General features: G+C 60.0%; 24 protein-coding genes and 4 tRNA genes. 11 read left to right on the top strand and 17 right to left on the bottom strand.

The genetic code is table 11. The features are described from left to right. Window positions 1–25: 25 nt before the first annotated feature. The 10 genes from D109_RS0122160 to gltX form a co-directional block, all read right to left on the bottom strand. A complete protein-coding gene (locus D109_RS0122160) occupies window positions 26–886 on the bottom strand; it encodes a hypothetical protein (RefSeq protein WP_017478792.1) in 861 nt (286 codons plus the stop codon). Between the two features lie 540 nt (window positions 887–1,426). Further along, on the bottom strand, window positions 1,427–2,392 hold the full coding sequence (locus D109_RS0122155; protein WP_017478791.1) for a tRNA-dihydrouridine synthase: 966 nt from the start codon (window positions 2,390–2,392) through the stop codon (window positions 1,427–1,429). A 40-nt stretch (window positions 2,393–2,432) separates the two neighbouring features. Next, window positions 2,433–2,882, bottom strand: a complete 450-nt coding sequence (locus D109_RS0122150; RefSeq protein ID WP_017478790.1) for a thioesterase family protein — start codon at window positions 2,880–2,882, stop codon at window positions 2,433–2,435. A 50-nt stretch (window positions 2,883–2,932) separates the two neighbouring features. Then, window positions 2,933–3,766, bottom strand: a complete 834-nt coding sequence (locus D109_RS0122145; protein ID WP_017478789.1) for an alpha/beta hydrolase — start codon at window positions 3,764–3,766, stop codon at window positions 2,933–2,935. Window positions 3,767–3,795: 29 nt separating this feature from the next. Beyond that, window positions 3,796–4,335: a TetR/AcrR family transcriptional regulator gene (locus D109_RS0122140; RefSeq protein ID WP_017478788.1), complete on the bottom strand. Its 540-nt coding sequence runs from the start codon at window positions 4,333–4,335 to the stop codon at window positions 3,796–3,798. A 185-nt stretch (window positions 4,336–4,520) separates the two neighbouring features. Continuing rightward, a tRNA-Glu gene (locus D109_RS0122135) sits at window positions 4,521–4,596 on the bottom strand. Between the two features lie 80 nt (window positions 4,597–4,676). After that, window positions 4,677–4,752, bottom strand: a tRNA-Ala gene (locus D109_RS0122130). A 50-nt stretch (window positions 4,753–4,802) separates the two neighbouring features. Further along, a tRNA-Glu gene (locus tag D109_RS0122125) sits at window positions 4,803–4,878 on the bottom strand. A gap of 79 nt (window positions 4,879–4,957) precedes the next feature. Next, window positions 4,958–5,033: transfer RNA gene (locus tag D109_RS0122120), tRNA-Ala, on the bottom strand. 147 nt (window positions 5,034–5,180) lie between these two features. Next, the gene (gene gltX / locus D109_RS0122115; RefSeq protein ID WP_017478787.1) at window positions 5,181–6,662 is read right to left on the bottom strand and encodes a glutamate--tRNA ligase; all 1,482 of its coding nucleotides are present in this window, start codon (window positions 6,660–6,662) and stop codon (window positions 5,181–5,183) included. Between the two features lie 196 nt (window positions 6,663–6,858). On the opposite strand from gltX, the gene D109_RS0122110 reads away from it, so the two are divergent. Continuing rightward, window positions 6,859–7,905, top strand: a complete 1,047-nt coding sequence (locus D109_RS0122110) for an HlyD family secretion protein (protein WP_017478786.1) — start codon at window positions 6,859–6,861, stop codon at window positions 7,903–7,905. Beyond that, window positions 7,895–9,445: an MDR family MFS transporter gene (locus tag D109_RS0122105; RefSeq protein WP_017478785.1), complete on the top strand. Its 1,551-nt coding sequence runs from the start codon at window positions 7,895–7,897 to the stop codon at window positions 9,443–9,445. The genes D109_RS0122110 and D109_RS0122105 overlap by 11 nt, the downstream gene beginning before the upstream one ends. Window positions 9,446–9,571: 126 nt before the next feature. Here D109_RS0122105 and uvrB read toward each other — a convergent pair whose 3' ends face one another. Continuing rightward, a complete protein-coding gene (gene uvrB / locus D109_RS0122100; protein WP_017478784.1) occupies window positions 9,572–11,587 on the bottom strand; it encodes an excinuclease ABC subunit UvrB in 2,016 nt (671 codons plus the stop codon). A gap of 343 nt (window positions 11,588–11,930) precedes the next feature. Between uvrB and D109_RS0122095 the strand changes: the two genes are divergently transcribed. Then, complete coding sequence (locus D109_RS0122095) at window positions 11,931–13,127, top strand: amino acid aminotransferase (RefSeq protein WP_017478783.1); 1,197 nt, start codon at window positions 11,931–11,933, stop codon at window positions 13,125–13,127. A 309-nt stretch (window positions 13,128–13,436) separates the two neighbouring features. Further along, window positions 13,437–13,646: a hypothetical protein gene (locus D109_RS0122090; RefSeq protein WP_017478782.1), complete on the top strand. Its 210-nt coding sequence runs from the start codon at window positions 13,437–13,439 to the stop codon at window positions 13,644–13,646. 128 nt (window positions 13,647–13,774) lie between these two features. Here the strand turns inward: D109_RS0122090 and D109_RS0122085 are convergent, their stop codons facing one another. Further along, complete coding sequence (locus D109_RS0122085; RefSeq protein WP_017478781.1) at window positions 13,775–14,647, bottom strand: LysR family transcriptional regulator; 873 nt, start codon at window positions 14,645–14,647, stop codon at window positions 13,775–13,777. A gap of 104 nt (window positions 14,648–14,751) precedes the next feature. Between D109_RS0122085 and D109_RS0122080 the strand changes: the two genes are divergently transcribed. Further along, on the top strand, window positions 14,752–16,143 hold the full coding sequence (locus tag D109_RS0122080) for an aldehyde dehydrogenase family protein (RefSeq protein WP_017478780.1): 1,392 nt from the start codon (window positions 14,752–14,754) through the stop codon (window positions 16,141–16,143). Window positions 16,144–16,177: 34 nt separating this feature from the next. On the opposite strand, the gene D109_RS0122075 is transcribed toward D109_RS0122080, so the two are convergent. Next, window positions 16,178–16,816 carry a TetR family transcriptional regulator gene (locus D109_RS0122075; RefSeq protein ID WP_017478779.1) on the bottom strand — a complete coding sequence of 213 codons (639 nt, stop codon included), beginning with the start codon at window positions 16,814–16,816 and terminating at the stop codon, window positions 16,178–16,180. A 129-nt stretch (window positions 16,817–16,945) separates the two neighbouring features. Here D109_RS0122075 and D109_RS0122070 point away from each other — a divergent pair, with 129 nt between their 5' ends. The 4 genes from D109_RS0122070 (at window position 16,946) to D109_RS0122055 (ending at window position 20,269) form a co-directional block, all read left to right on the top strand. Then, window positions 16,946–17,602, top strand: a complete 657-nt coding sequence (locus D109_RS0122070) for an O-methyltransferase (protein WP_017478778.1) — start codon at window positions 16,946–16,948, stop codon at window positions 17,600–17,602. Window positions 17,603–17,700: 98 nt separating this feature from the next. Then, entirely contained in the window at window positions 17,701–18,912 is a 1,212-nt protein-coding gene (locus tag D109_RS0122065) for a YeeE/YedE family protein (RefSeq protein WP_017478777.1), read from the top strand. Between the two features lie 138 nt (window positions 18,913–19,050). Then, window positions 19,051–19,620: a nucleotidyltransferase family protein gene (locus D109_RS0122060; RefSeq protein ID WP_081585379.1), complete on the top strand. Its 570-nt coding sequence runs from the start codon at window positions 19,051–19,053 to the stop codon at window positions 19,618–19,620. A gap of 37 nt (window positions 19,621–19,657) precedes the next feature. Then, window positions 19,658–20,269: a hypothetical protein gene (locus D109_RS0122055; RefSeq protein WP_017478775.1), complete on the top strand. Its 612-nt coding sequence runs from the start codon at window positions 19,658–19,660 to the stop codon at window positions 20,267–20,269. Between the two features lie 1,179 nt (window positions 20,270–21,448). Here D109_RS0122055 and D109_RS0122045 read toward each other — a convergent pair. From D109_RS0122045 to D109_RS0122035, 3 genes are all read right to left on the bottom strand, one after another. Next, window positions 21,449–22,342, bottom strand: coding sequence for an alpha/beta hydrolase fold domain-containing protein (locus D109_RS0122045; RefSeq protein ID WP_017478774.1), 894 nt, complete (start codon window positions 22,340–22,342; stop codon window positions 21,449–21,451). A 146-nt stretch (window positions 22,343–22,488) separates the two neighbouring features. After that, a complete protein-coding gene (locus D109_RS0122040) occupies window positions 22,489–22,929 on the bottom strand; it encodes a TspO/MBR family protein (protein WP_026078147.1) in 441 nt (146 codons plus the stop codon). 97 nt (window positions 22,930–23,026) lie between these two features. After that, window positions 23,027–23,728 (bottom strand): hypothetical protein, encoded by a 702-nt coding sequence (locus tag D109_RS0122035; protein WP_017478772.1) that lies wholly within the window; start codon window positions 23,726–23,728, stop codon window positions 23,027–23,029. Window positions 23,729–23,859: 131 nt separating this feature from the next. Between D109_RS0122035 and D109_RS01000000132080 the strand changes: the two genes are divergently transcribed. Both D109_RS01000000132080 and D109_RS0122025 read left to right on the top strand, forming a co-directional pair. Beyond that, window positions 23,860–24,132: a DUF3630 family protein gene (locus tag D109_RS01000000132080; protein WP_017478771.1), complete on the top strand. Its 273-nt coding sequence runs from the start codon at window positions 23,860–23,862 to the stop codon at window positions 24,130–24,132. Between the two features lie 321 nt (window positions 24,133–24,453). Beyond that, the gene (locus D109_RS0122025; protein ID WP_017478770.1) at window positions 24,454–24,786 is read left to right on the top strand and encodes a DUF6124 family protein; all 333 of its coding nucleotides are present in this window, start codon (window positions 24,454–24,456) and stop codon (window positions 24,784–24,786) included. 22 nt (window positions 24,787–24,808) lie between these two features. On the opposite strand, the gene D109_RS0122020 is transcribed toward D109_RS0122025, so the two are convergent. Then, complete coding sequence (locus D109_RS0122020) at window positions 24,809–25,042, bottom strand: hypothetical protein (protein ID WP_003214497.1); 234 nt, start codon at window positions 25,040–25,042, stop codon at window positions 24,809–24,811. Window positions 25,043–25,116 lie beyond the last annotated feature (74 nt).

Here is a 25,116-nt window from a genome sequence, read left to right as displayed (position 1 = left end):
AAAAAAACCAGAGGAAATTGCTGACTTACCGGCTCATTCGGCGATCAGGATTGGAACGCCAGTCGTTGGCATAAGCCCGGCGCCTACCCGTGGTTTCCAACTCAAAGTCATCCTTGGCCGGCCCGGGTGCGGTAACGTCCGGCGTCGGTGTGTCTGGCTTCGGCAGGATTGGCGCGTCTGGCTTCGGCGAGACGGGTGCATCTAGCTTCGATGGGATGGGTGCGTCTAGCCTGGGTGGGATGGGTGCGTGCGGTGCATCCGGCTTCGGCCGAACTGGCGCGCGTGGCTTCGGTGCATCCGGGTGAGGGCAATGGCAGTTCACCTGGACCGTGACGTTTACATCGGAATTGCTCTTGTTGTTCAGTTGCACGTCTTCGTGCAATGTTGATTCCCGCAAGCGGGACTCCGTCAACGCCTGGGGCTTGGGCGTAACGTTGAGCGTGGAATTCGGGACCGCTGGATTGTTTGCCGGCTTGTCTTTGCGCGCAGACACCTCAGGATTAGGCACTGCCGAATCCTTGAGTGCTGTGTTCAGCACTTCCGATTGAGTCCCGGCCTTATCTTTCATCTGGGCGCCGCCATCTTTCCCGGGTTTAGGCTGTAGACCTGCATCGGGTATCAACTTGGGCATCTCACCCTGCCCGGACAGCATGTTCCGTATCGCCTTGAATGCATGCTCAAACATCTCCAGCAACTTCTCAAGTGCATCTTTGCTGAGCGTAACTGTTCCTTCCGACGCAACGGCGGGATTATTTCTCAATACGGCACTGGTCGTATGCACCGGCTTTTCGCCAGCGTTGTTATCAACAGACCTTGGCAGATCCGTACTCTGCTGATTGAAGCCATTACTCAAGCGAGAGAAGTTATAGACCGAAAAATTAGACATAAACCAACCCTTATTCAGTGATTGCCAAAACGCCGTAAACAGCCTGAAACACACCGTCCGGGTTCTGGGCTAAAAAAAACCAAGTGCTGCACACTCGCTACTTTCGTGGGTGTTGCGGGCATCGGGTTCCGAAAATCGGCCTTCACATAAGGAAATCAAATGAAAATCGAGACGTTATCCTATGGACTTTCCTGAGCACATCGTGCTTTACCGGTCTTCGCAGTGGGCAAAACAGATATATCAGGCAACAGTCAGTCATTAAGGCAAATTACTGAAATCACTCGCACACACAAACCCATCACGCCTGTGTTATTGCGCGCGCCCTAATAACCAAACTAATAAAAATTAAAAATAGCGCCTTCTAACACAGCAAGACGCTGTAGCAAACAAGAAGCCCGCTCACATATATAAAGCAACTAAAAATCGACACTACTACCCAACAGGGACCTTTCTTCTCAGGGCACAACGCTTTATTACCGGCAAAAAAAAGGCGCCCATGGCGCCCTCGACTATTGGATTGAAACCTTTATATATATGAACTTAATTTTGCAGCGCCACCGAATCAGGTAATCCCAACAATCGTCCTACCTGCTCCAGGTCGGTTACCCGACGCATCTGCGTAAACAGTTCGACCGCCTCAGGATAGTTACGGGTCAACATGGCCAGCCATTGCTTCAAGCGTCCCGGCGCCTGGCGCTCGGTCAATTGCTCGACGGATTGCCGCCAGAACTCATGAAGCATTGGCTGCATCTGTGCCCAAGTCATCTCTATCACCTCTTCCCCTGCTCGCGCGGCAGCAATCTGCCGGGCAAGGTCGGGGCGGGCCACCAGGCCGCGACCGAGCATGATGTCTTCGACGCCGCTGATTTCACGGCAACGTCGCCAGTCTTCAACGCTCCAGATATCACCGTTGGCGAACACCGGCACCTTCACCACTTCCTGTACGCGCGGGATCCACTCCCAATGCGCAGGGGGTTTGTAGCCGTCAACCTTGGTGCGTGCGTGTACGACGATATGCGCCGCGCCGCCTTCGGCCAGGGCCGTAGCGCACACCAGGGCACCATCCGGGCTGTCGAAGCCCAGGCGCATCTTGGCAGTGACCGGAATGTGCGCCGGCACCGCACGTCGTACGTGCTCGACGATCTGGTTGAGCAGCTCCGGCTCCTTGAGTAATACCGCACCGCCACGGGACTTGTTGACGGTCTTGGCCGGGCAACCGAAGTTCAGGTCCACCACCTGCGAGCCCAGCTCACACGCCAGGGCCGCGTTTTCCGCGAGGCACACCGGGTCTGAACCGAGTAACTGCACACGCAGAGGCACGCCGGCAGCGGTCTTGGCACCGAGCAGCAACTCAGGGGCAAGTTTGTGGAAATAGGCAGGCGTCAGCAGGCGGTCGTTGACCCGGATGAACTCGGTCACGCACCAATCAATACCGCCGACCCGGGTCAGCACGTCCCGCAGGATGTTGTCGACCAACCCCTCCATGGGCGCCAAAGCAATTTGCATGGAAAACACTCAACGAAAAACGTGGCGCAGTTTACGGGTTTCAGGCGCCGGAGGGTAACTCGCCTTGCAGCGCCGGGCCGTAACCTTCAAGAAATTCCGACGGCATGCGCTTGGGCTTGCCGCTGGACAGCTCGATGCAGACAAAGGTGGTCTGCGCCCGCAGCAAGGTGGCGCCGTCACGGGGGCGTACCAGCTGGAAGCGTCGGGTCATTTTCAGGCGCTGGTCCCAGTCGACAATCCAGGTCGCCAATTGCAGCTCATCGCCTTCGTAGCCGGCGGCGAGGTAATCGATCTCATGGCGCACCACGGCCATGGCGCGGTCCAGTCGGCGGTACTCGGTAAGATCCAGCCCCAGGCGCTGGGAATGGCGCCAGGCGCAGCGTTCCAGCCAGGACACGTACACCGCGTTGTTGGCGTGCCCCAGGCCATCGATGTCTTCGGCACCGACCTGAAGATCAATGATAAACGGCGTTGCCAAATCCCAGCCCATGCGGTGCTCCCAGTCGATTAATGTCGGCGGCGAGCAGTGTAACCCATGGTTCAGGCGGTTTGGCGCTCCGGCACGTGGCGGCCGGCGAGCAGCGCCAGGACGCCTTCGATCACGCGCGGATCTGCCAGCACCTTCTGGTGCCCGCCTTGCTCCAGGCGCAGCAGGCGGCTGTCGAACCAAGCGTCGTGGATCACCTGGCAGGCTTTGACCGAGACGAAGGTATCGTCTTCGGCATGCACGATCAGCCCCGGGATATTCATCTGATAGTGGGCGACGTCGAGGTGCTTGAGGGGCATGCCCATCGTCAGTTCCACCTCCTGGATAAACGCCGACCGCGCTCGCGCTGGCAGACCGACCATGCCGGCAAAGCCGCGCAATACGTCGAGAAACCGCGAGGGTGCCGCGATGCTGACCAACGCCTCGGTGCGCAAGCCCAACTGCACCGCCAGCATCGCACTGGCGCCGCCCATGGAGTGACCGACGACCGCATGCAGCGGTGGCAGCTCGGCCGCCGCTTCCAGCATGGCGCGGGCGAACAGCAGCACATGGGCTTCGCGCCCCGGCGAACGCCCGTGGGCCGGGCCGTCCAGGGCAATCACCGAATACCCCGCCTCCACCAATGCCGTGATCAGGCTGGCAAACTGCGTTGGACGCCCTTCCCAGCCGTGCATCAACAGCACCGCAGGGCCTTGGCCCCATTTCAGCGCCGACAGGCCAAAACGCAAGGTGATGCGCTCGGACTGCGCCAGCAGCGGCAGCTCCCAGTCACGGGGTGGCAGATCCCGGGGCGTCATGAACACCCGACGCATCTTGCTGGCAACAGCGTGCGGTGCCAGCCGGCCCAAGGTGCCATTGACGCCACGAATCCATTTCAACGTGTCCATCGCTCATCCCTCAGGCCAGAAGGCCGTTCTTAACGCACTGCGGACTTGGCCGCACGCAACACACGGTCCGACAACTCACCCGGACCCAGGGCGCGGGCCAGCGACAAGCCACCAATCATCAGCGCCATGTCAGCCAGGGCCTTGTCGGTGTCTTCGGGGCTGGCGGCCAGCTGTGCGGCCATCAGCTCGCAGTGTTCGTTCAGTGCCTGGCGAAATTCATCCGGCAAGCGGCTCATCTCGCCCACGGTGGCCGGGATCGGGCACGCCTGGGCGGTGGAGTCACGGTGCTTGCGCGACAGGTAGAACGCTGCCACCAGGGCGCGGCGCTCTTCACCGGTCAAGGTCGAGTCCATGTCATCGATGGACGCACGACGCCGGGCCAACAACGCGGTGAAGGCCTCCAGCATCAGCGCATCCTTGCTTTCAAAGTGCGCGTAGAAACCACCGACGGTGAGCCCCGCCGCGCCCATCACTTCGCCCACACTCGGCTCGGCCGGGCCACGCTGCACCAGGGCGGCGCTGGCAGCTTGCAGAATACGTTCGCGGGTTTGCGCTTTTTTATCGTTCATCGTTGCCTCCGAATCTCATGCTTCGAATATTATTACCATAATAATATTTCGCAAGCCACCGGCATGACCATTGGTCAGAAGAACATTTTTAGGGAAGAGGAAGGGAGATTGGCCAAACGCCAGACAAACAAAAGGGCCATTCAATAATTGAATGACCCTTAAAAATCCCGCAGAGCGGGTAATCGTGGCGTCCCCTAGGGGACTCGAACCCCTGTTACCGCCGTGAAAGGGCGGTGTCCTAGGCCACTAGACGAAGGGGACACAAACCTTCTATACAACTGATCAGCGCTGAGACCTGATCGAATTCAAGGACGGTGTGGCCAGACCTTGAACCTGTAAATTGGTGGAGCTAAACGGGATCGAACCGTTGACCTCTTGCATGCCATGCAAGCGCTCTCCCAGCTGAGCTATAGCCCCGGATTTTTCGCCTCGCGGCGCAGCAGACCTTTCGAACTGCTTGTTGAAACTGGCGTCCCCTAGGGGACTCGAACCCCTGTTACCGCCGTGAAAGGGCGGTGTCCTAGGCCACTAGACGAAGGGGACACAAACCTTCTATACAACGTGATCAGGCTGAGTCTGATCGAATTCAAGGACGGTGTGGCCAGACCTTGAACCTGTAAATTGGTGGAGCTAAACGGGATCGAACCGTTGACCTCTTGCATGCCATGCAAGCGCTCTCCCAGCTGAGCTATAGCCCCTCGTCGGTGAGGACGGGGCGAATCTTAATGGCGTATTTGAAACGTGTCAAATTTATTTTCAACAATTTTCAAAATTTTTTGCCGAGATAACAATCACTTACCGAGCAAACCCCGGAAAACCGGGGTTTGGCCATTACAACCGCGGGCTTAAGCGATAGCGCCCAGCAGCTTTTCCCATTCCTTGTTTTCTTTCTTCGACACACCACCAAGCAAATCAAGGGCTTGGCGCAGACGGAAACGGGTCAGGTCCGGGCCCAGAATTTCCATCGCATCGAGTACCGACACCGAACTCGCCTGCCCGGTGATCGCGGCAAACATCAACGGCATCGCATCGCGCAGTTTCAATTCCAGGGATTCAACCACCGCCTGGATAGTCGCGGTGATTGCATCCTTCTCCCACTGACGCAGGCTTTCGAGCTTCCACAGGATCAACTGCATCAACTGGCGAACCTGGTCAGCCGAGAGCTTCTTCGACTCAAACAGTTTCACGTCCGGGTTCACGCCACCGGCGAAGAAGAAGCTCGCCAACGGTGCAACCTGGCTGAAGGTCTCCACCCTGCCCTGCACCAGCGGCGCGATCTTCATCATGTACTCGGGGTTCAACGCCCACTGCTGCACGCGGCTGGCGAACTCTTCCACCGGCAGGTCACGCAGCCACTGGCCGTTGAGCCACGACAATTTCTCGATGTCGAAGATCGGCCCGCCCAGGGACACGCGGGACAAGTCAAAGTGATCGACCATTTCCTGCAGCGAGAACTTCTCGCGCTCGTCCGGCATCGACCAGCCCATGCGGCCCAAGTAGTTGAGCATCGCCTCAGGCATAAAGCCCATGCGCTCGTAGAAGGTCACCGAGGTCGGGTTCTTGCGCTTGGACAGCTTGCTCTTGTCCGGGTTACGCAGCAGCGGCATGTAGCACAGCTGCGGTTGTTCCCAGCCGAAGTACTCGTAGAGCAGGATCAGTTTCGGCGCCGATGGCAGCCACTCTTCGCCCCGCAGTACGTGGGTGATGCCCATCAGGTGGTCATCCACCACGTTGGCCAGGAAGTACGTCGGCAGGCCGTCGGTCTTCATCAGCACTTGCATGTCCATGCGGTCCCACGGGATCTCGACGTCACCGCGCAGCATGTCCGGCACCACGCACACGCCTTCGCTCGGCACCTTCATGCGGATAACGTGCGGTTCGCCGGCAGCCAGGCGCTGGGCCACTTCTTCCTTCGACAGCAGCAGTGCGCGGCCGTCATAGCGCGGGGTTTCGCCACGGGCCTGTTGCTCGGCGCGCATCTGGTCCAGCTCTTCGGCGGTGCAGAAGCACGGGAAGGCGTGACCCATGTCGACCAACTGCTGGGTGTATTTTTTGTAGATGTCGCTGCGCTCGCTCTGGCGATACGGGCCGTGGGGGCCGCCGACATCCGGGCCTTCAGCCCAGGTAATGCCCAACCAGCGCAGGGCATCGAAAATCTGCTGTTCCGACTCACGGGTGGAGCGCAGTTGATCGGTGTCTTCGATCCGCAGGATGAATTCACCGCCATGCTGCTTGGCAAAGCAGTAGTTGAACAAGGCGATGTAAGCAGTACCTACGTGGGGATCCCCAGTAGGCGATGGCGCGATGCGCGTGCGGACGGTGGTCATGGCGGGTCTCGAATTGGCGATAAAACTGAAAATGAAACAAGGGGCGAATGGTAACAGCCCCAAGCCCTTGGGCTCCAGCGTGGGGAGGCGAACAAAGGGCATATGAGACAAGCTCCGGTCTCAAGACCCGCCATGGCTATTTGCCAGATCATTCGCTGGCTATATTCCATTACCTTTTGTCGACGACCTTATCGCCATGCCTGCCCCGCTCAAACGCCGCCTGTTTATCTTCCTGTTGATCGTGGTCCTGATCGCCGCGGGCTTTTTCGCCCAGTGGTTCTTCAAGGGTCGCTTTTATGAAAGCACCGACAACGCCTACGTCCAGGGCGAGATCACCCGGGTCTCCAGCCAACTGGGCGCGCGCATCGTCGAGGTGCTGGTAGGCGACAACGAACACGTGGAAAAAGGCCAACTGCTGGTCAAGCTCGAAGGCGACGACTTCCACCTCGCCGTCGACCGCGCCAACGCCGCCCTCGCCATGCGCGAAGCCGAACGCGTGCAGGCCCAGAGCAAACTCACCCAGCAAGCCAGCCTGATCGCCGCCAGTGAGGCCAAGGTGTCCTCCAGCCAGGCCACCCTCGGCCGCTCGCAGATCGACCTGAACCGTGCGCAAACCCTGCGCAAGCCCGGCTACGTCTCGGAAGAACGGGTCACCACCCTCGACGCCGACAACCACATCGCCCGCTCCCAGGTGACCATGGCCCAGGCCGACCTGCAGGGCCAGCGCCAACAGGTCAACGCCCTCAACGCCGAGATCAAGCGCCTCGACGCGATGATCGCCAACGCCAAGACCGACCTGGCCCAGGCCGAACTGAACCTGACCCGCAGTGAAATCCACGCGCCCATCAGCGGCCTGATCGGCCAGCGTGCTGCGCGCAACGGCCAATACGTGCAGGCCGGCGCCTACCTGCTGTCGATTGTCCCGGACCAGGACATCTGGGTGCAGGCCAACTTCAAGGAAACCCAGATCGGCCACATGCAGCCCGGGCAAAAGGCCGAGCTGACGTTTGATGCCTACAGCGACACGCCAATCGAAGGCCGCGTGGCCAACCTGTTCGGCGCCTCCGGCGCACAGTTCAGCCTGCTGCCGCCGGACAATGCCACCGGCAACTTCACCAAAGTCGTCCAACGGATTCCGGTCAAACTGACCTTCGCCGCCGATAACCCGCTGCAGGGCAAAATCCGCCCGGGCATGTCGGTGACGGTCAAAGTGAATATCCAAGACCCGCACGATGGCCGGTGATCAACTGCTGCCGCCGGTCGGCGAACCGACCCGGCGCGACTGGATCGCGGTCATGAGCGTGATGCTCGGCGCCTTCATGGCCGTGCTCGACATCCAGATCACCAACTCGTCCCTCAAGGACATTCAAGGCGCACTGTCGGCCACCCTGGAAGAAGGCTCGTGGATTTCAACCTCCTACCTTGTGGCCGAAATCATCATGATCCCCCTCACCGCCTGGCTGGTGCAGCTGCTGTCGGCGCGCCGCCTGGCGGTGTGGGTGTCTGGCGGGTTCCTGATCGCCTCGCTGATGTGTTCCATGGCCTGGAGTCTGGAAAGCATGATCGTGTTCCGCGCCTTGCAGGGCTTTACCGGCGGCGCGCTGATCCCGCTGGCGTTCACCCTCACCCTGATCAAGCTGCCCGAACATCACCGCGCCAAAGGCATGGCCATGTTCGCCATGACCGCCACCTTCGCCCCCTCCATCGGCCCGACCATCGGCGGCTGGCTCACGGAGAACTGGGGCTGGGAATACATCTTCTACATCAACATCCCGCCGGGCCTGATCATGATCGCCGGGCTGCTGTATGGCCTGGAGAAAAAGGATTCCAACTGGGACCTGCTCAAAAGCACCGACTACCTCGGCATCGTCACCATGGCCGTGGGCCTTGGGTGTTTGCAGGTATTTCTTGAGGAAGGCCATCGCAAGGACTGGCTGGAGTCGAACCTGATTGTCAGCCTGGGCACCGTCGCCCTGTTGAGTTTGATCACCTTTGTGATCGTGCAGATGTCCAAGCCCAACCCGCTGATCAACCTGCGGATCCTCGGCAATCGCAATTTCGGGCTGTCGAGCATTTCCAGCCTGGGGATGGGCGTGGGGTTGTATGGCTCGATTTATTTGTTGCCGCTGTACCTGGCGCAGATCCAGAACTACAACGCCCTGCAAATCGGCGAAGTGATCATGTGGATGGGGGTTCCGCAGCTGTTCCTGATTCCGCTGGTGCCCAAACTGATGAAATACGTGTCGCCCAAATGGCTGTGCACGCTGGGGTTCGGGTTATTTGGGGTGGCGAGTTTTTCGTCAGGGGTGTTGAACCCGGACTTTGCCGGCGACCAGTTCAACCGCATCCAGATCATCCGCGCGCTGGGGCAGCCGTTGATCATGGTGACGATTTCGTTGATTGCCACGGCGTACATCATGCAGAAGGACGCGGGGTCGGCGTCGAGCCTGTTCAATATTTTGCGAAACCTGGGTGGGGCGATCGGGATCGCACTGTTGGCGACCCTGCTGGATGCGCGCACCAAGACCTACTTTGATTACCTGCGTGAGGCGATTGTGCCGACCAATCCGCAGGTGGCGGAGCGCATGGCCAGGCTGACGGAGACGTTTGGCAGTGAGACGGCGGCGTTGGGCAAGCTGAGTGAGATTGCCCATCAGCAGGCGCAGATCATGGCCTACAACGATGCGTTTCACTTTGTGGGGTTGGCGTTGGGGATCAGCATGGTGGCGATTTTGTTGACCAAGGCATTACCGGCGGGGCTCAAGGCTGGGGAAGCCCACTGAAATAACCTGTGGCAAGGGAGCTTGCTGTGGCGAGGGAGCTTGCTCCCGCTGGGCTGCGAAGCGGCCCCAAAACCCTGGGAGCGCTTCGCACTCCAGCGGGAGCAAGCTCCCTCGCCACACCGATCATCAGACCGCCAGTAACCGCTCGCGCAACTTGCCAATCTCATCGCGCATCTGCGCCGCCGCTTCAAACTCCAGATCCCGCGCCAGCTGGTACATCTTCTCTTCCAACTGACGAATCCGCTTGGTGATCTCGCTCGGCGAACGCAATTCCGCTTCGTACTTGGCGTTCTCCTCCGCCGCCTTGGCCATGCCCTTGCGCTTCTTGCTGCGCGAGCCCGGCACGGTGGCGCCTTCCATGATGTCGGCCACGTCCTTGAACACACCCTTCGGCGTGATGCCATGTTCCAGGTTGTAGGCAATCTGCTTGTCGCGACGCCGCTCGGTCTCGCCAATCGCGCGCTCCATGGAACCGGTAATCCGGTCCGCATACAGAATCGCCCGACCATTCAGGTTCCGCGCCGCCCGGCCAATGGTCTGGATCAACGAGCGCTCGGACCGCAGGAAGCCTTCCTTGTCGGCATCGAGAATCGCCACCAGGGACACTTCCGGCATGTCCAGACCTTCGCGCAGCAAGTTGATCCCCACCAGCACATCGAAGGTACCCAGGCGCAGGTCGCGGATGATTTCCACGCGCTCCACGGTGTCGATGTCCGAGTGCAAATAACGCACGCGCACGCCGTGGTCGGCCAGGTAATCGGTCAAGTCTTCGGACATGCGCTTGGTCAGCGTGGTGACCAGCACCCGCTCTTCCAGGGCCACGCGCTTGGTGATTTCCGAGAGCAGGTCATCCACCTGAGTCAGGGCCGGGCGGATTTCGATTTGCGGGTCTACCAGGCCCGTCGGGCGCACCAGTTGCTCAATCACACGCCCGGCATGTTCGGCCTCGTAGTTACCCGGCGTGGCCGAGACAAAAATCGTCTGCGGGCTGATGCCTTCGAACTCGTCAAAACGCATCGGCCGGTTATCCAGTGCCGACGGCAGGCGGAAGCCGTATTCCACCAAGGTCTCTTTACGCGAGCGGTCACCTTTGTACATCGCGCCCACCTGCGGCACGCTGACGTGGGATTCGTCGATCACCAGCAAGGCGTCGTCCGGCAGGTAGTCAAACAGGGTTGGCGGCGCCTGCCCGGATTCGCGGCCCGAGAGGTAGCGCGAGTAGTTTTCGATGCCGTTGCAGTAGCCCAGCTCGAGGATCATCTCCAGGTCGAAGCGGGTGCGCTGCTCCAGGCGCTGGGCTTCCACCAGCTTGTTGTTGGAACGCAGGTATTCCAGGCGCTCCACCAGTTCGCCCTTGATGCCCTCGATGGCGCCCATCAGGGTTTCGCGGGGGGTCACGTAGTGGCTTTTCGGGTAAAAGGTGAAGCGCGGCAGCTTGCGGATCACCTCGCCGGTCAACGGGTCGAAGGCCGACAAGCTCTCGACTTCATCGTCGAACAGCTCGATACGGATCGCTTCCAGGTCGGATTCCGCCGGGTAGATGTCGATCACATCGCCACGCACACGGAAGCTCGCCCGGGCGAAGTCCATGTCGTTGCGGGTGTATTGCAGGCTCGTGAGGCGTCGCAACAGTTCGCGCTGGTCGAGTTTGTCGCCGCGGTCGACGTGCAGCACCATCTTCAAATAGGTTTCCGGGCTGCCCAGGCCGTAGATGCACGACACCGTGGTGACGATGATCGCGTCTTTGCGTTCCAGCAGCGCCTTGGTCGCCGAGAGCCGCATCTGCTCGATGTGGTCGTTGATCGAGGCGTCTTTCTCGATAAAGGTGTCGGACGACGGCACATAGGCTTCGGGCTGGTAGTAGTCGTAGTAGGAAACGAAGTACTCCACCGCGTTGTTCGGGAAGAACGCCTTGAACTCGCCATACAACTGCGCGGCCAGGGTCTTGTTCGGCGCCAGCACCAGGGTCGGCCGGTTCACCTGGGCGATCACGTTGGCGATGCTGAAGGTCTTGCCGGAGCCGGTCACCCCGAGCAAGGTCTGGTGCGCCAGGCCGGCTTCGATGCCTTCGACCATCAGGCGGATGGCTTCCGGTTGATCGCCGGCGGGCTCAAAGCGGGTGACTAGCTGGAAATCCGACATAACGTACCTCTTGAGTCACCCCGAGGCCGGAAAAAGCAGCGGGGACGAAAAAGACCGCGACCCACGACTGTTCGGCGCAGGTTGCAGGAAAAAACCATGATAGCTGTAGAAGTGGAGGCAAATGTCACGGGTTTCAAGGCAATCGTCCTACATGCCATGACCGGTCAACGTTGCAATAAGACTAACGGTCGGCAAATAAACCGAAAAACTTGGCCGAAAAGCCGTTTCGGCTGTCGCCGCGAGCGGTGATGGCCTCTATACTAGCTCCCCGTTTGTGCACCGCTCTAGTGCATTCGGCTGGAGCGCGACACGTCCCTCCACTCTCTATAGAGCTGCCGCAAAAATGAGCCTGTTCTCCGCTGTCGAAATGGCACCACGCGATCCAATCCTGGGCCTCAACGAAGCATTCAACGCCGATACCCGAACCACCAAGGTGAACCTTGGCGTGGGCGTTTACTGCAACGAGGAGGGGAAGATTCCACTCTTGCGTGCCGTTGCCGAAGCGGAAGCCATTCGCGTGGCGCAACACGCCGCCCGTGGCTACTTGCCGATCGACGGTATTGTCGCCTACGACCAGGCCGTGCAAAAGCTGCTGTTCGGCGCTGAGTCGCCACTGATCAGCTCCGGCCGCGTCATCACCGCCCAAGCGGTCGGCGGCACCGGCGCCCTGAAAATCGGCGCGGACTTCCTCAAGCAACTGCTGCCCAACGCCGTCGTCGCCATCAGCGACCCGAGCTGGGAAAACCACCAGGCGCTGTTCGAAAAAGCCGGCTTCCCGGTACAGACCTATCGCTACTACGACGCCGCCACCCACGACGTCAACCGCGCCGGCCTGCTGGAAGACCTCAACGCCCTGCCGCCCCAGTCCATCGTCGTGCTGCACGCCTGCTGCCACAACCCGACCGGCGTCGACCTGAGCCCGGCCGACTGGCAACAAGTGCTGGACGTGGTCAAGGCGAAAAACCTCGTACCGTTCCTCGACATGGCCTACCAGGGCTTTGGCGACGGCATCGACGAAGACGCCGCTGCGGTGCGCCTGTTTGCCGAATCGGGCCTGACCTTCTTTGTGTCCAGCTCGTTCTCCAAGTCGTTCTCGCTGTACGGCGAGCGCGTGGGCGCCCTGTCCATCGTCACCGACTCCAAGGAAGAAAGCGCGCGCATCCTGTCCCAGGTCAAGCGCGTGATCCGCACCAACTACTCCAACCCGCCGACCCACGGTGCGGCGATCGTTGCAGCGGTGCTGAACAACCCTGAGCTGCGCGCCCAGTGGGAAGCCGAACTGGCCGAAATGCGCCTGCGCATTCGCGGCATGCGCGAGCAGATGGTGGCTGACCTGGCCAAGGCAGCTCCAGGCCACGACTTCAGCTTCGTCGGTCGCCAGCGCGGGATGTTCTCCTACTCCGGCCTGAGCGTTGAGCAAGTGACGCGCCTGCGTAGCGAGTTTGGTATCTATGCGCTGGACACTGGCCGCATCTGTGTGGCGGCGTTGAACCAGAAAAACATTGATGCCGTGACCAAGGCCATCGTTCAGGTGCTGTAAGCCTGTTGTGATGCAAAAAAAGGGGAAGCCGGTGGCTTCCCCTTTTTCATTCTGCGAGCGCGCCCAACGTGGCGAGGGAGCTTGCTCCCGCTGGGCTGCGCAGCGGACCTGAAACCTGCCATCGTGAACTTTCTGAATGAATGCGGTGCCTGAATGGGGGCCGCTTCGCGCCCCAGCGGGAGCAAGCTCCCTCGCCACAGGGTGAGTGGATGGCTTCAATAGATGAGTGCATCGCTCCTAAAAATTCGCTGCTTTCAGCCCGCTACCCCTAGACTGACAGCAAGACAGTCCCTTCCCCTCGAGTACCCTATGAGAAACGACGACCTGGACCTGCGTGCCGACCGCGACGAACTGGACCATTTCACCCCGCGCCCACCGCCCGCCAAGCGCCAGAAAAGCCTGGTGCTGCAAGTCGCCCTCGGCGTATTCCTCGGTGGTTTGGCCTTGTGGCTGGTGCAACTGGGCGCCGGCGCCCTGATGGCCAAACTGGCCATGGGCACCTTCCAGTTCGGCGGCTAATCAAGACCAAATGTGGGAGCCGTCGAGCTTTAGCGAGGCCGCGATAGCGGTGGGTCAGGCACCCTTAATGTCGACTGTGCCGACGCCTTCGCAGCCTCGCTGAAGCTCGACAGCTCCCACATCCCCCCCTATTCCGCCTTCAGACCGCGCTCTTCCAGCAACCGCACAAAACTGTTCAAACTCTGCGACACCGTACCCCGCCGCCAGATCAGCCAGGTATTCAGAATCCGGAACGTATCCGTCAACGGCCACACACTCACCGTCCTGAACCCCGGCATGCTCTCCAGCATGCTCCTCGGCATCAGCGCCAACCCCGCACCGGCGCTCACGCACGCCAGCATCCCGTGATAAGACTCCATCTCGAAGATCTTCCCCGGCACCGCGCCATCCTGTGAAAACCAGCGCTCAAAGTGGTGCCGGTACGAACAGTTCGAGCGAAACGTGTAGATGCTCTCCCCGCTCACATCCTGCCCCCGGGTGATCGGCGCGTGGTGCAACGGCGCAATCACCACCATTTCCTCTTCAAACACCGCCACACCTTCCAGGGTCGCGTGCAGCACCGGCCCATCGACAAACGCCGCCGCCAGCCGCCCCGACAACACGCCCTCGATCATCGCCCCGGACGGCCCGGTGGTCAGGTCCAGCTCGACCTTGGCGTGCTTCTGGTTATACGCCGCCAGCAACGCCGGGATGCGCACCGCCGCCGTACTCTCCAGCGAACCCAAAGCAAACGCGCCCTGGGGCTCCTCCCCCGCCACCGTTGCCCGGGCCTCTTGCACCAGGTCGAGAATGCGCCGCGCATAGCCAAGGAAATTCCACCCGGCCGGTGACAACCGCAATCGGCTCTTCTCGCGAATAAACAAATCCACGCCCAGGTCCTGCTCCAACTGCTTGATCCGCGTGGTCAGGTTCGACGGCACCCGATGGATCAACTGCGCGGCGGCGCTGATGCTGCCTTGCTCGGCAACGGCTTTGAAAATTTCCAGCTGGACCAGATCCAAGTCATTCTCCAAACGTGAACGTATTGCTTAATATTATTCAGTTTCCGAAAAAGATACAGCCCCGTACGCTGGCCTCCATCCCATTCACTGCGCAGGACGGTGCCATGAACTCGATTTCCTCCCAGACCCACGCCTTGTCGATCAACCCCGCCAACGGTGAAACGGTCGCCAGCTACCCCTACGAAACCGAGGCGCAGCTGGATGCCGCCCTCACCCGCTCGATCAACGCTTTCCGCAGCGGCCGCAATACACCCGTCGCCCAGCGCGCCGAACTGCTGCTGGCGCTAGCGAGCACGCTGCGTGATCAGGCCGAAGAAATGGCCCAGATGATCACCCTGGAAATGGGCAAACCCATCGTCCAGGCTCGTGGCGAAATAGAGAAATGCGCCCAACTGGCCGAGTGGTACGCCGCCCACGGCCCGGCCATGCTCGCCCCGGAAGCCACCCTGGTGGACAACGGCAACGCCCAGATCGAATACCGCCCGCTCGGCCCGATCCTCGCTGTAATGCCGTGGAACTTCCCGGTGTGGCAAGTGCTGCGCGGCGCGGTGCCGACCATGCTCAGCGGCAACACCTACGTGCTCAAACACGCGCCTAACGTGATGGGCAGCGCGTACCTGATGAAACAAGCCTTCCAGCGCGCCGGCTTCGCCGATGGCCTGTTCGAAGTGATCAACGTCACCCAGGACGGCGTGTCCAAAGCCATCGCCGACCCACGCATCGCCGCCGTGACCCTCACCGGCAGCGTGCGTGCCGGCATGGCCATCGGCTCCCAGGCCGGGGCCGCGCTGAAGAAATGCGTACTGGAGCTGGGCGGCTCCGACCCGTTCATCGTGCTCAACGACGCCAACCTCGACGAAGCCGTGCAAGCCGCCCTGATCGGCCGCTTCCAGAACTCCGGCCAGGTGTGCGCCGCTGCCAAGCGCCTGATCATCGAGGCAGGCGTGGTGGAAGCCTTCACCGCCAAATTCCTCGAAGCCAGCCGCAACCTGGTGATGGGCGACCCGACCGCCAGCGAAACCTACATCGGCCCGATGGCCCGCTTCGACCTGCGGGACGAACTCGACGGCCAGGTCCAGGCCACCCTGGCCGAAGGCGCTACCTTGCTGCTGGGCGGCCATAAAGTCGAAGGCGCGGGCAACTACTACGCACCCACCGTGCTGGCCAACGTCACCGACCAGATGACCTCGTTCAAACAGGAACTGTTCGGGCCGGTCGCCTCCATCATCACTGCCCGCGATGCCGATCACGCCGTGGCCCTGGCCAACGACAGTGAATTCGGCCTGACCGCCAGCGTGTTCACCACCGACCCGGAAAAGGCGCGCCACATCGCCAACCAACTGGAAACCGGCGGGATCTTCATCAACGCCTACAGCGTGTCCGACCCTCGGGTCTCGTTTGGGGGTGTGAAGAAGAGTGGATTCGGGCGGGAGTTGTCGCACTTCGGTGTGCGGGAATTCTGCAATGCGCAAACCGTGTGGCTGAACCGCCGCTAAGGCAAGCACTGCAAACGATGGCCCGCCCTGCGGGTCATCGTGCTGTCTGGTTAAGCACCGTCACATACGCTCCGAACATATCCGCCATCGCATCCGCGTAGGCAGTAATTTGCGCTTCGGTGCGCGGGCTTCCCGAGAATTCCTTGCCCACCGAACTGAAGGTGGTGACGATCAAGTCGCACGCCAGGTCGCGGGTCGCCTCAGGTACCTGCGGCAGCAGTTCAAGCATGAACGTCCGAAAGACCTGTTGCCCTCCCGCCCGAACCTCATGGGCTTCGGGCGCATCCCGGTACAGCGGCGCGGCGTCGCTCAAGGCGACGCGCATCTGCGCCTCCTCACACTCCGAACGAATAAACGCATGCACCAACGCCCGCAGCCGCTCAAGGGGCGGCTGGCTTACGTTTTCCAGAATCCGGCTGAGCATTTGCGAGGTTTGCTGCCATTCATCGGTCTGCAACCTGAACAGGATCGCCGCCTTGTTGGGGAAGTATTGGTACACCGAACCCACACTCACGCCCGCCTTCTCCGCAACCCGAGCGGTGGTGAAACGGCTGGCGCCTTCCTTGGCCAAAACCTGAATAGCCGCTTCGAGAATGGCCGACACCAACTCGGTGGATCGCGCCTGTTTGGGCTCTTTGCGTGAGGAAATCTGCGAGGTCTGGCGATCGGTCATGGGGCGTGCCTGCGGCGGTTTGAATGCGAATAGCGAATGTGACGAATTGTTCGCATACTTTAAATGCGACGAATCATTCGCATACTAGCCCAGTGCCTCAAGGCGCTCAACCTGCAACAGGACCTCCCCATGAATACGCTTACCTCGGCCCCGATGGCGGCCCTGATTGAACGGCTGTACACACAGGCCAATGCCGCCACGAGCCCTGTCCTCGGCACGGTGACACCTGAAGAACGTGATCGCCTGATGCGCAGCAAAACCGACTACCTGGAACTCTACGGGATGCTGAAAGACCTGTGGCTGCCCGTCTCCCGCGACACCGGCACCCTGCTCTACATGCTGGCCCGCAGCGCAAAAGCGCGGGCCATTGTCGAGTTCGGCACCTCGTTCGGCCTGTCCACCCTGCACCTGGCGGCCGCCCTGCGGGACAACGGCGGCGGCGCGCTGATCAGCAGCGAGTTCGAGCCCTCGAAGATCGCCCTGGCGCGGCAACACCTGGAACAAGGTGGCGTCAGCGACCTCGTGGAGATCCGCCAAGGTGATGCCCTGGTCACCCTCGCCACCGACCTGCCCGACAGCGTCGACCTGCTGCTGCTCGACGGCGCCAAAGCCTTGTATGGCGATGTACTGAACCTGGTGGAAAGCCGCCTCAAGCCCGGCGCGTTGATCGTCGCCGACAACACCGACTACTGCCCCGACTACCTGGCACGGGTGCGCTCGCCTGCAAATGGCTACCTGTCGGTGCCGATCGGTGACGACGTCGAGCTGTCAGTTCGCCTCGGCTAATACCCCTCATTGGAGGATTCGAGACGCCAGTGGAAGGGTGCGCGGTTTATACTCGGCACCCTCGCCTTTAACCCACGGCCTACGAACCGAGATACCCGATGAGCCTTTCCCTCTCTACAACCCCTGCGCGCAAGCCGCTCGCGCCCCTGCTGGCGTTTGTCATCCTGCTGTTTGGCGCCATCTTCCTGCAAAACAGCGTCGGCTCGCGCCAAGTGCTGTTACTGGTGGTCGGCGCCGCACTGGGGCTGACGCTGTACCACGCCGCTTTCGGCTTTACCTCGGCCTGGCGGGTGTTCATCACCGACCGGCGTGGCGCGGGCTTGCGTGCGCAGATGGTGATGCTGGCGATTGCCGTGGTGCTGTTCTTCCCCGCGCTGGGAGCCGGCACCTTGTTCGGCCAACCCGTGGTCGGGCTGGTGGCGCCGGCCGGGGTGTCGGTGGTGTTCGGGGCATTCATCTTCGGCATCGGCATGCAACTGGGCGGCGGCTGTGCGTCCGGCACCCTGTTCACCGTGGGCGGCGGTAACGCGCGCATGCTGGTGACCTTGTTCTTCTTTATCTGCGGTTCGTTGATTGCGACTCACCACGTCGACTGGTGGTTTGCCCTTCCCTCCTTCCCGGCGGTTTCCATCGTCAAAAGCTTCGGCGTGGTACCGGCATTGCTGCTGAGCCTGGCGGTGTTCGGCATCATCGCGGCAGTCACCGTGCGCCTGGAAAAAGGCCGTCACGGGCAACTTGAAGCCGGTGTCACCAGCGAACACCATGGCCTGCGCCGTTTCCTGCGCGGGCGGTGGCCATTGGTATGGGGCGCGATTGGCTTGGCCCTGCTCAACTACGCCACCCTGGCACTGGCCGGGCGGCCGTGGGGCATCACTTCCGCGTTCGCGCTGTGGGGCGCCAAGGTCGCCAGCGGGTTGGGAGTGGACGTGGGCAGCTGGGTGTTCTGGCAAATGCCGGGCAACGCCAAGGCCCTGGCAGCGCCGGTGTGGGAAGACGTGACCAGCGTGATGGACATCGGCATCATCCTTGGTGCGCTGTTGGCTGCGGGATTGGCAGGGCGTTTCGCTCCAAGCCTGAAGATTCCAGCACGTTCGGTGTTCGCCGCGGTGATCGGTGGGTTGCTGCTGGGTTATGGCTCGCGACTGGCGTACGGCTGCAATATCGGCGCGTACTTCAGCGGGATTGCGTCGGGCAGCCTGCATGGTTGGGTGTGGTTGGTGGCGGCGTTTATCGGCAACAGCGTGGGTGTGAGGTTGCGGCCGTTCTTCTTTGCAGGTGAGCGTCCGCAAGTGGCATTGAGCGGTTGCTGACTCGGTGACTGATCGTTCCCACGCTCTGCGTGGGAATGCCGCCGGGGACGCTCTGCGTCCCGCACTGGGTGACGCAGAGCGTCACGGTATGCATTCCCACGCAGAGCGTGGGAACGAGCACGTCCCAGAGGGGTGAAAATGACATTGACGGTCGAAAGGTTCATCGGGATAGCAATGGCCAATCCCATCAATGCTGCAATCGTTTCACGCTTACCTTCACTCGGTTTGAATCAATGCATGCTCACGGCGGGCTGCTTGTTCCAGGCCATTTGGAATCATCAGGCACAGCGGCCGCTGGATTCGGGTGTTAAGGACTACGACGTTTTTTACTTCGACAATGACCTGTCGTGGGAGGCCGAAAATGAAGTTATAAACGCCACCCAGCGCCTCTTCGAGGACCTCAGGGTTAATGTCGAAATCAAAAACCAGGCGCGTGTGCACCTCTGGTACAACCAGCGGTTCGGCAGGTCGTATCCTCAACTTCAGTCTGCCAAAGAGGGAATTGATCGTTACCTGATTGCGGCTACGTGTGTTGGGCTGGAAGCAGGAACAGGCGACGTCTATGCGCCCTTTGGCCTCACCGAGATAGAGCAAGGAGTGCTTCGTATCAACCCCCAAAACCCTCAGCCAGACCTGTTCGACCAGAAATCCAAAAGTTATCAGGCTCGCTGGCCTTGGCTCAGAATCATAAACCCCGACGCGTTATAAACGCAGCGGATTACTACGAGCGCAAGGGGCAAAGACGATGATATTGGTGGTCGAAGGCATCAGCGCCTGCGGGAAAACCACGTGGAGCGCAAAGCACGGTGGGCGGCATGTCATCGCTGAAAACGGACGCTTCGAGGGCGAGCCGGATCGCCTGCAAGACCCAGCCGGCGCGGCAGTTTTCTGGGCAGAACGGAACGTAGATCGTTGGCAGGCAGCACTCGCCATGGAAGAAACGTCTTCGTGGGCGCTGTGCGACAGTGACCCACTCAAGCTTCACTACATTTGGAGCTTGTGGCAGATCGGTGAGGCGAGCGAGCAGGACTGGCTATTGGATTTGGCGGCCACCAGAGAAACGATCGCACAAGGACGGATCGGCTTTGCCGACGGCTACATCGTTGGCAGGATCAATCCAGCGCTGGCGCGGCAACGCGCTCAGGCAGATTCGACCCGCCGCCGGGGAAAGTTCGAACTGCACGTGCGCCTGCAAACCGCCCTTTTGACCTGGTACTCAGCCCTCGATAAGGCACTGCCAGGCAGAGTGCGATTCGATTTTCCGGCAGGCATTCCAGCGTTGGAAAATCTTGATGGGCGCTATGCGTTGAGCGCCTTTGACCAGATGATCGCGTCGCTCCCGCGTCCATCCAACTAGAAGGAAACCGCCCAATGGAATTGGAACGTGCGCGGAAACTGATTCATGAAGGGATCTTTGATCATTCCCACGCTCCGCGTGGGAACGAGCAGCAACATCCTGCCAGGCGCTTGGCAGGTAACCCTTTGGGGAGCGGCGGCCGTCTGAGCGCTGTACTGAGCAGCGGTTTAAAGCTGGCTGACCGGCACTGGCGTAGTGGTTCGAGGACTTTTTCAAGCTGAAAACTTGAGCACTACTCGAACCATGAACAGTCCCCAGATCAACGCCAGCAGAACGGTGAAAAAAAGCCATCTTGGCCCCATTACTTATTCCATTTTTTGACGTCAGAATTTCGTATTATTCACGCACGCTAAAACAAGACTTAATCTTATTAACAGAAACCTTAAATAAACACTCCCCAGGCATTAAAAATCGATACACCACACCTTTATCGATCTAGACTATAAAGCACACCAACACTCTTCTGAAGAGGCAAATAACAATGGGATCGATCTTATGCTTCTTCAAACCACACAACAACTATAGAAACTATGCGCGAATGGATAGCAACGGCCTCTGCATAGGTTTTAAGCAATGCGACCGCCCCCCCGGTGGCCAATGGGTGCAAGTCGAAGAGATAACCCTCGCCTGGCTGACCAAGACGCCTCCAGTCATTAGCGGGCCGACCGTTGAACAGCCCCATCTAAACGCACAGTAAAAAGAAAAAAACCACTCAAAACGCGAGCCCCCTCTAAAACAGGTGCGCGGAAAAACACAGACTAAATTCACAACTGCATCACACTTTTTTCACACACACTAAAACTTCAAGCACGCTCAAACCTTAATAACAGGAGGCACTCTCAATTACTTCAAACCTTCTTTAATTACGTTAACTATTAAAGATCGGCGCCGATAGTATTAACTCACACTACTGTTCTTGAAGGGGATCAACATGACATCAGCCATCAATGGTTCAACCCAGGTCACTTTGCCGCAAGCTACCGCCATGACCGCACCAAAGGCTCCCCCTGTGGGGGTAGACAGCGACGGCGACCATGACGCTAGCCGGCCTAGCGAAGTGCAACTGCCCAAAGCAACCTCCGGGTCGGTCGGGACACGCATCAACACCACCGCGTAAGTAACCTTAGGCGCAGGCCCCCGGAAATGGAGGCCTGCGCGACTTCGCGGAGTGGTCACTCATCACGCTACGACTCGGGCCTTTATCCACTCACGGCTGTAAGCCAGCACCCTGCCCGACATCGCCGTCGGAAAATGAATAAACCCATGAGCCGCCTGCGGTAACAGATACACCTCGGACCCCGCCCACCGCTCCGCCATCTGCAGCGTGTCGTCCAGCAACGGGTCCAGATCCCCCACAAACATCAGTGCCGGCGGCAGCCCGGCAAGGTCGCCATACAACGGTGACAACGACGGCTGCCGACGCTGCTCATCACTCAAGCCCGGCGTCAGCAAGCGCAGCGCCTCCACCATGCCCGGCCCGTCCAGCAACAGCGTTTCCCGCCCCGCCGTGCGCACGCTCGGTGTACCGGTCAAATCGTAGACGCCATAATACAGCACCGTCCCGCTCACCCGCGCCAGCAACTCGGGCCATTGCTTCAACGCCAGCAACGTCGCCGCCGCGAGATGCCCTCCGGCAGACTCGCCGACGACGATCACCGGCAGGCCAGCAAACTCCTCACAGTCCGCGAGCAACCAGCGTGCCGCAGCCAGGCAGTCTTCCAGAATCCCTTCCACCGGCGTGTTCACCGCCAGCCGGTAATCCACCGACACCACCGCCACATCACACGCGTTCACCATGGCCACGTTGAGGTCGTCATTCATCTGCGCATTGCCGATCACCCAGCCGCCGCCATGGATATCCAGCACCACGCCCTTGGCCTTGCCCTTCGGCCGGATGATACGCAGCGGCACCGAGCCCACCCGCCGGCTTTCTGCCTGAAGGCCATGCTTGAGCAACTTGTTGCCGGCCACCATCTGGCCGGAGCGCAACAGCGCCTGGATCACCCGGGGCGTCACGCGGTTGCGGATGCGAAAGCGCGGCAACCACGCGAGCCTTTGGTTGAAGCGCTGCATTTGCGCCAGTTCATGTTCTTCAGCAGGCCACAGCGTATGAGTTCCCAATCTGTATTCCCTCTATCTCTAAAAGAGATGTTCACCTTGGCCAGTGTGCGTGGGCATCATGGCAATGATGTTTCCGCCCTCTGCCCACGTCGCCAGGCTTAGCGGTTATTACGCAGGATGGAGAAATTCAACGCAGCCGCAACGCTTAGCCACACCAGGTACGGGAACAGGATCAGCCCCGTGATCAAATCCAGCCGCACCGTCAGCAACACCATGGCGGCGACCACCAGCCACAGCAGCGTGATGATCACCATCCCGGCGAGAATGCGGTGGGCGCCGAAGAACACCGGCGTCCACAGGGTGTTGAGTGCGATCTGCGCAGCCCATAGAGCCAGCACGATTTCGCTGCCGGGGATCAGGGTCAGGCGGTAGCCGGCCCAAGCCAGCAGCAGGTAGATGATGGTCCAGGCGACCGGGAACAGCCAGTTGGGTGGCGTGAAACTTGGTTTGACCAAGGAGGCGTACCAGTCGCCCGGTTTGAAGATAATGCCGGTGCTCGCCGCAGCACCGCAGGCCAGAAGAAAAATAAACAACGTCACCATAATCGGTCCTTAGCTGAGAGCAGCTGCCTGGAGATGAAAGCCTTGACGGCGGTTTCAGGGTTGGACGCCAGGCAGCGGCAAAAGTCCGAAATTTTTACTGACTTAACCCCAGGCGCTTTTTCGCCTTGTAGCAATCATTGATCGCGATCGCCTGCTGGTAATACTCCGTACGCTGCGCACGGTTACTGTCCCCCAGCAGCCGGTACATTTCAGCCTGATAATCCCGACTGCTGCCCCACTGCAACGCCATGCCCTGAGGCATCTCGGCCCTGCATTCAAGCTTCACCGCAGGCTGCGGATAATACTGCTCATACCCAGGTGCGCTGGTCGCAATGGCCTTCAGCGTTGTCTGGAATTCAGGCGTGTCCGTAAATTCAAAGCAAAAGGATGAAAGCTGCAGCGCCGGTGGTGCAAAGCCTTGTAGGAAGCTGCTTTGAAACAACGGGCAGGCCTTTTCCTTGATCTCGTCGACCGGGTAGAACATCACGTAGATCATCGCGAGGCGATGCTGGGCCACCGGGTGGTCCAGCGCGGCAGCTTGTTCAAGCAACTTGATCGCCGGCTTGAGCAACTCGCCTGCCTCCTCCACCAGCACTTGGGAACGCTTTTTCTCGTCTGCGCTGGCGGTGGGAAAGTTCGCAGGCACCGCTTCCAGCTTGGCATCTGCTTGTTTTAGGTACGGCACCGCTTGCTGATAGAGGCTCTCGGCGTGCGGGTCGATGTGCGGGCTGTTGGCCGTGCACAGTTGCGGTAACAGGCAGCCCATGAACAGGGCAATCCAGAGGGGGATTTTCATAAACAGGCTTCCGTGCGGTGGGGCGTGGCTTGCCAGGGGTTCATTCCTTTGAAAGCTGCGCAGGTTCTGTCACATTCTATGACAAGCATCTCACGGCGGAACACGCCCTTTCACCCTATCGATGATCCCTTATGGAAATACAGATTTCGGAAACGTCCGACTGGCAATTGTTCGCCGCCATCGCCGAAACGCTGGAGCACGGTTTGAAAGGCGAATGGACCGTAAAGGCCGACGGGCTGGATCAGCGCTATTGGGATTTGTGCGTCGAAGGCCAGACCCTCACCCTGCACCTTGAGCATTATTTGGGGATCAGCCTGCTCATGCCTGGCCAGGGCGAGAGCCTGGAGGGGTTTAGTGATTTGGGGTTGAGGGCGTACCGGCTGGTGCTTCCATTTGCGGGATAAAGGAGACTTTGCGTAGGCCGTAGCACCTTGCTCCATTGCCTACGCTTGCGTCAGAATCCGCCGGCTTGTGCACCTGGGTGGCCATCTCTAAGGTTGCTCGGTCGCTGAAAACTCAGTGATCGGGTTTAGTAGCCTGAGTTTGGATATCTGTGCATGAGCTTCACCTTCTTCAGACAAGTTGTCTGTGCTTGATGGTGGCTGTGTGCAGGGCGCCTTCGGGCGCGCCGGCTCTAGATATCCACCGGTCTACTAACCTGTGCACAGCTGCCACCCTATCGTTTAGTAGCGACAAGGTGGCCGCCTCATCCAGGGTATCTATAGATGTTCAAAATAACGCCGAATCCGCCAAACAAGCCGGATCTAAAACTCCACCAGGCTGCCCAGCGCGCCATTGATCACTACCTCAATCCCGGCACCGATGCCGAGACAGTCCCAGAGACAACCGCCCTCTTCAGCGTCACCTCCGGCGTCAGCAGCGAAATCCTGATCGCCAACAGCTACGAAACCGTTTCCTCCATCAGCGCCCTGCTGCTCGACCTGTCCGACGAACTGACCGGCAAAGACCGCGACGTGGCATTGGCCATACACCAACTGAGCGAATTGAGCGTACTGCTGATCGGTAAACTGATGGACCGCGAAACACCTCGGGCATAGAGCCTAACGCGGTCCAGCGGAACTAGCCCTTCAACTCACCCAACCGATTACTCGCCGCGTCGTCGTATGCCACATACAGCGACTCGGCGATTTGGCTTTTGATGGCCTTGGCGCTTTCCAGCCCCAATACAAAACCTTCGGCTTTGCCGCCTGCGCGGTTCAGGTCTTCTTTGGTGTCAGCACCGGTGATGGCGTCAAGAAGTTTGATGGCCTGCGGGCCCACACCTTTTGGGAGGCTGATTTGGTCGATGCTCATTGGGATGCCTCGGATGAGGTGCGGGATGGGGTGGCGCGGGTAAACGAGGTCATGGGCGATACCTTGAGATTGAG

The organism is Pseudomonas sp. PAMC 26793, from assembly GCF_000313235.1.
GTDB lineage: Bacteria > Pseudomonadota > Gammaproteobacteria > Pseudomonadales > Pseudomonadaceae > Aquipseudomonas > Aquipseudomonas yamanorum.
Note: the sequence above shows the minus strand (reverse complement) of the source record. Positions and strands in the feature narration are given on the sequence as shown.

Bases quoted from the DNA above. Each gene is read 5' to 3' on its own strand.
- D109_RS0122160 (WP_017478792.1), bottom strand. From the start codon at position 886: ATGTCTAATTTTTCGGTCTATAACTTCTCTCGCTTGAGTAATGGCTTC.
- D109_RS0122155 (WP_017478791.1), bottom strand. From the start codon at position 2,392: ATGCAAATTGCTTTGGCGCCCATGGAGGGGTTGGTCGACAACATCCTG.
- D109_RS0122150 (WP_017478790.1), bottom strand. From the start codon at position 2,882: ATGGGCTGGGATTTGGCAACGCCGTTTATCATTGATCTTCAGGTCGGT.
- D109_RS0122145 (WP_017478789.1), bottom strand. From the start codon at position 3,766: ATGGACACGTTGAAATGGATTCGTGGCGTCAATGGCACCTTGGGCCGG.
- D109_RS0122140 (WP_017478788.1), bottom strand. From the start codon at position 4,335: ATGAACGATAAAAAAGCGCAAACCCGCGAACGTATTCTGCAAGCTGCC.
- gltX (WP_017478787.1), bottom strand. From the start codon at position 6,662: ATGACCACCGTCCGCACGCGCATCGCGCCATCGCCTACTGGGGATCCC.
- D109_RS0122110 (WP_017478786.1), top strand. From the start codon at position 6,859: ATGCCTGCCCCGCTCAAACGCCGCCTGTTTATCTTCCTGTTGATCGTG.
- D109_RS0122105 (WP_017478785.1), top strand. From the start codon at position 7,895: ATGGCCGGTGATCAACTGCTGCCGCCGGTCGGCGAACCGACCCGGCGC.
- uvrB (WP_017478784.1), bottom strand. From the start codon at position 11,587: ATGTCGGATTTCCAGCTAGTCACCCGCTTTGAGCCCGCCGGCGATCAA.
- D109_RS0122095 (WP_017478783.1), top strand. From the start codon at position 11,931: ATGAGCCTGTTCTCCGCTGTCGAAATGGCACCACGCGATCCAATCCTG.
- D109_RS0122090 (WP_017478782.1), top strand. From the start codon at position 13,437: ATGAGAAACGACGACCTGGACCTGCGTGCCGACCGCGACGAACTGGAC.
- D109_RS0122080 (WP_017478780.1), top strand. From the start codon at position 14,752: ATGAACTCGATTTCCTCCCAGACCCACGCCTTGTCGATCAACCCCGCC.
- D109_RS0122075 (WP_017478779.1), bottom strand. From the start codon at position 16,816: ATGACCGATCGCCAGACCTCGCAGATTTCCTCACGCAAAGAGCCCAAA.
- D109_RS0122070 (WP_017478778.1), top strand. From the start codon at position 16,946: ATGAATACGCTTACCTCGGCCCCGATGGCGGCCCTGATTGAACGGCTG.
- D109_RS0122065 (WP_017478777.1), top strand. From the start codon at position 17,701: ATGAGCCTTTCCCTCTCTACAACCCCTGCGCGCAAGCCGCTCGCGCCC.
- D109_RS0122060 (WP_081585379.1), top strand. From the start codon at position 19,051: ATGACATTGACGGTCGAAAGGTTCATCGGGATAGCAATGGCCAATCCC.
- D109_RS0122055 (WP_017478775.1), top strand. From the start codon at position 19,658: ATGATATTGGTGGTCGAAGGCATCAGCGCCTGCGGGAAAACCACGTGG.
- D109_RS0122045 (WP_017478774.1), bottom strand. From the start codon at position 22,342: ATGCAGCGCTTCAACCAAAGGCTCGCGTGGTTGCCGCGCTTTCGCATC.
- D109_RS0122035 (WP_017478772.1), bottom strand. From the start codon at position 23,728: ATGAAAATCCCCCTCTGGATTGCCCTGTTCATGGGCTGCCTGTTACCG.
- D109_RS01000000132080 (WP_017478771.1), top strand. From the start codon at position 23,860: ATGGAAATACAGATTTCGGAAACGTCCGACTGGCAATTGTTCGCCGCC.
- D109_RS0122025 (WP_017478770.1), top strand. From the start codon at position 24,454: ATGTTCAAAATAACGCCGAATCCGCCAAACAAGCCGGATCTAAAACTC.
- D109_RS0122020 (WP_003214497.1), bottom strand. From the start codon at position 25,042: ATGAGCATCGACCAAATCAGCCTCCCAAAAGGTGTGGGCCCGCAGGCC.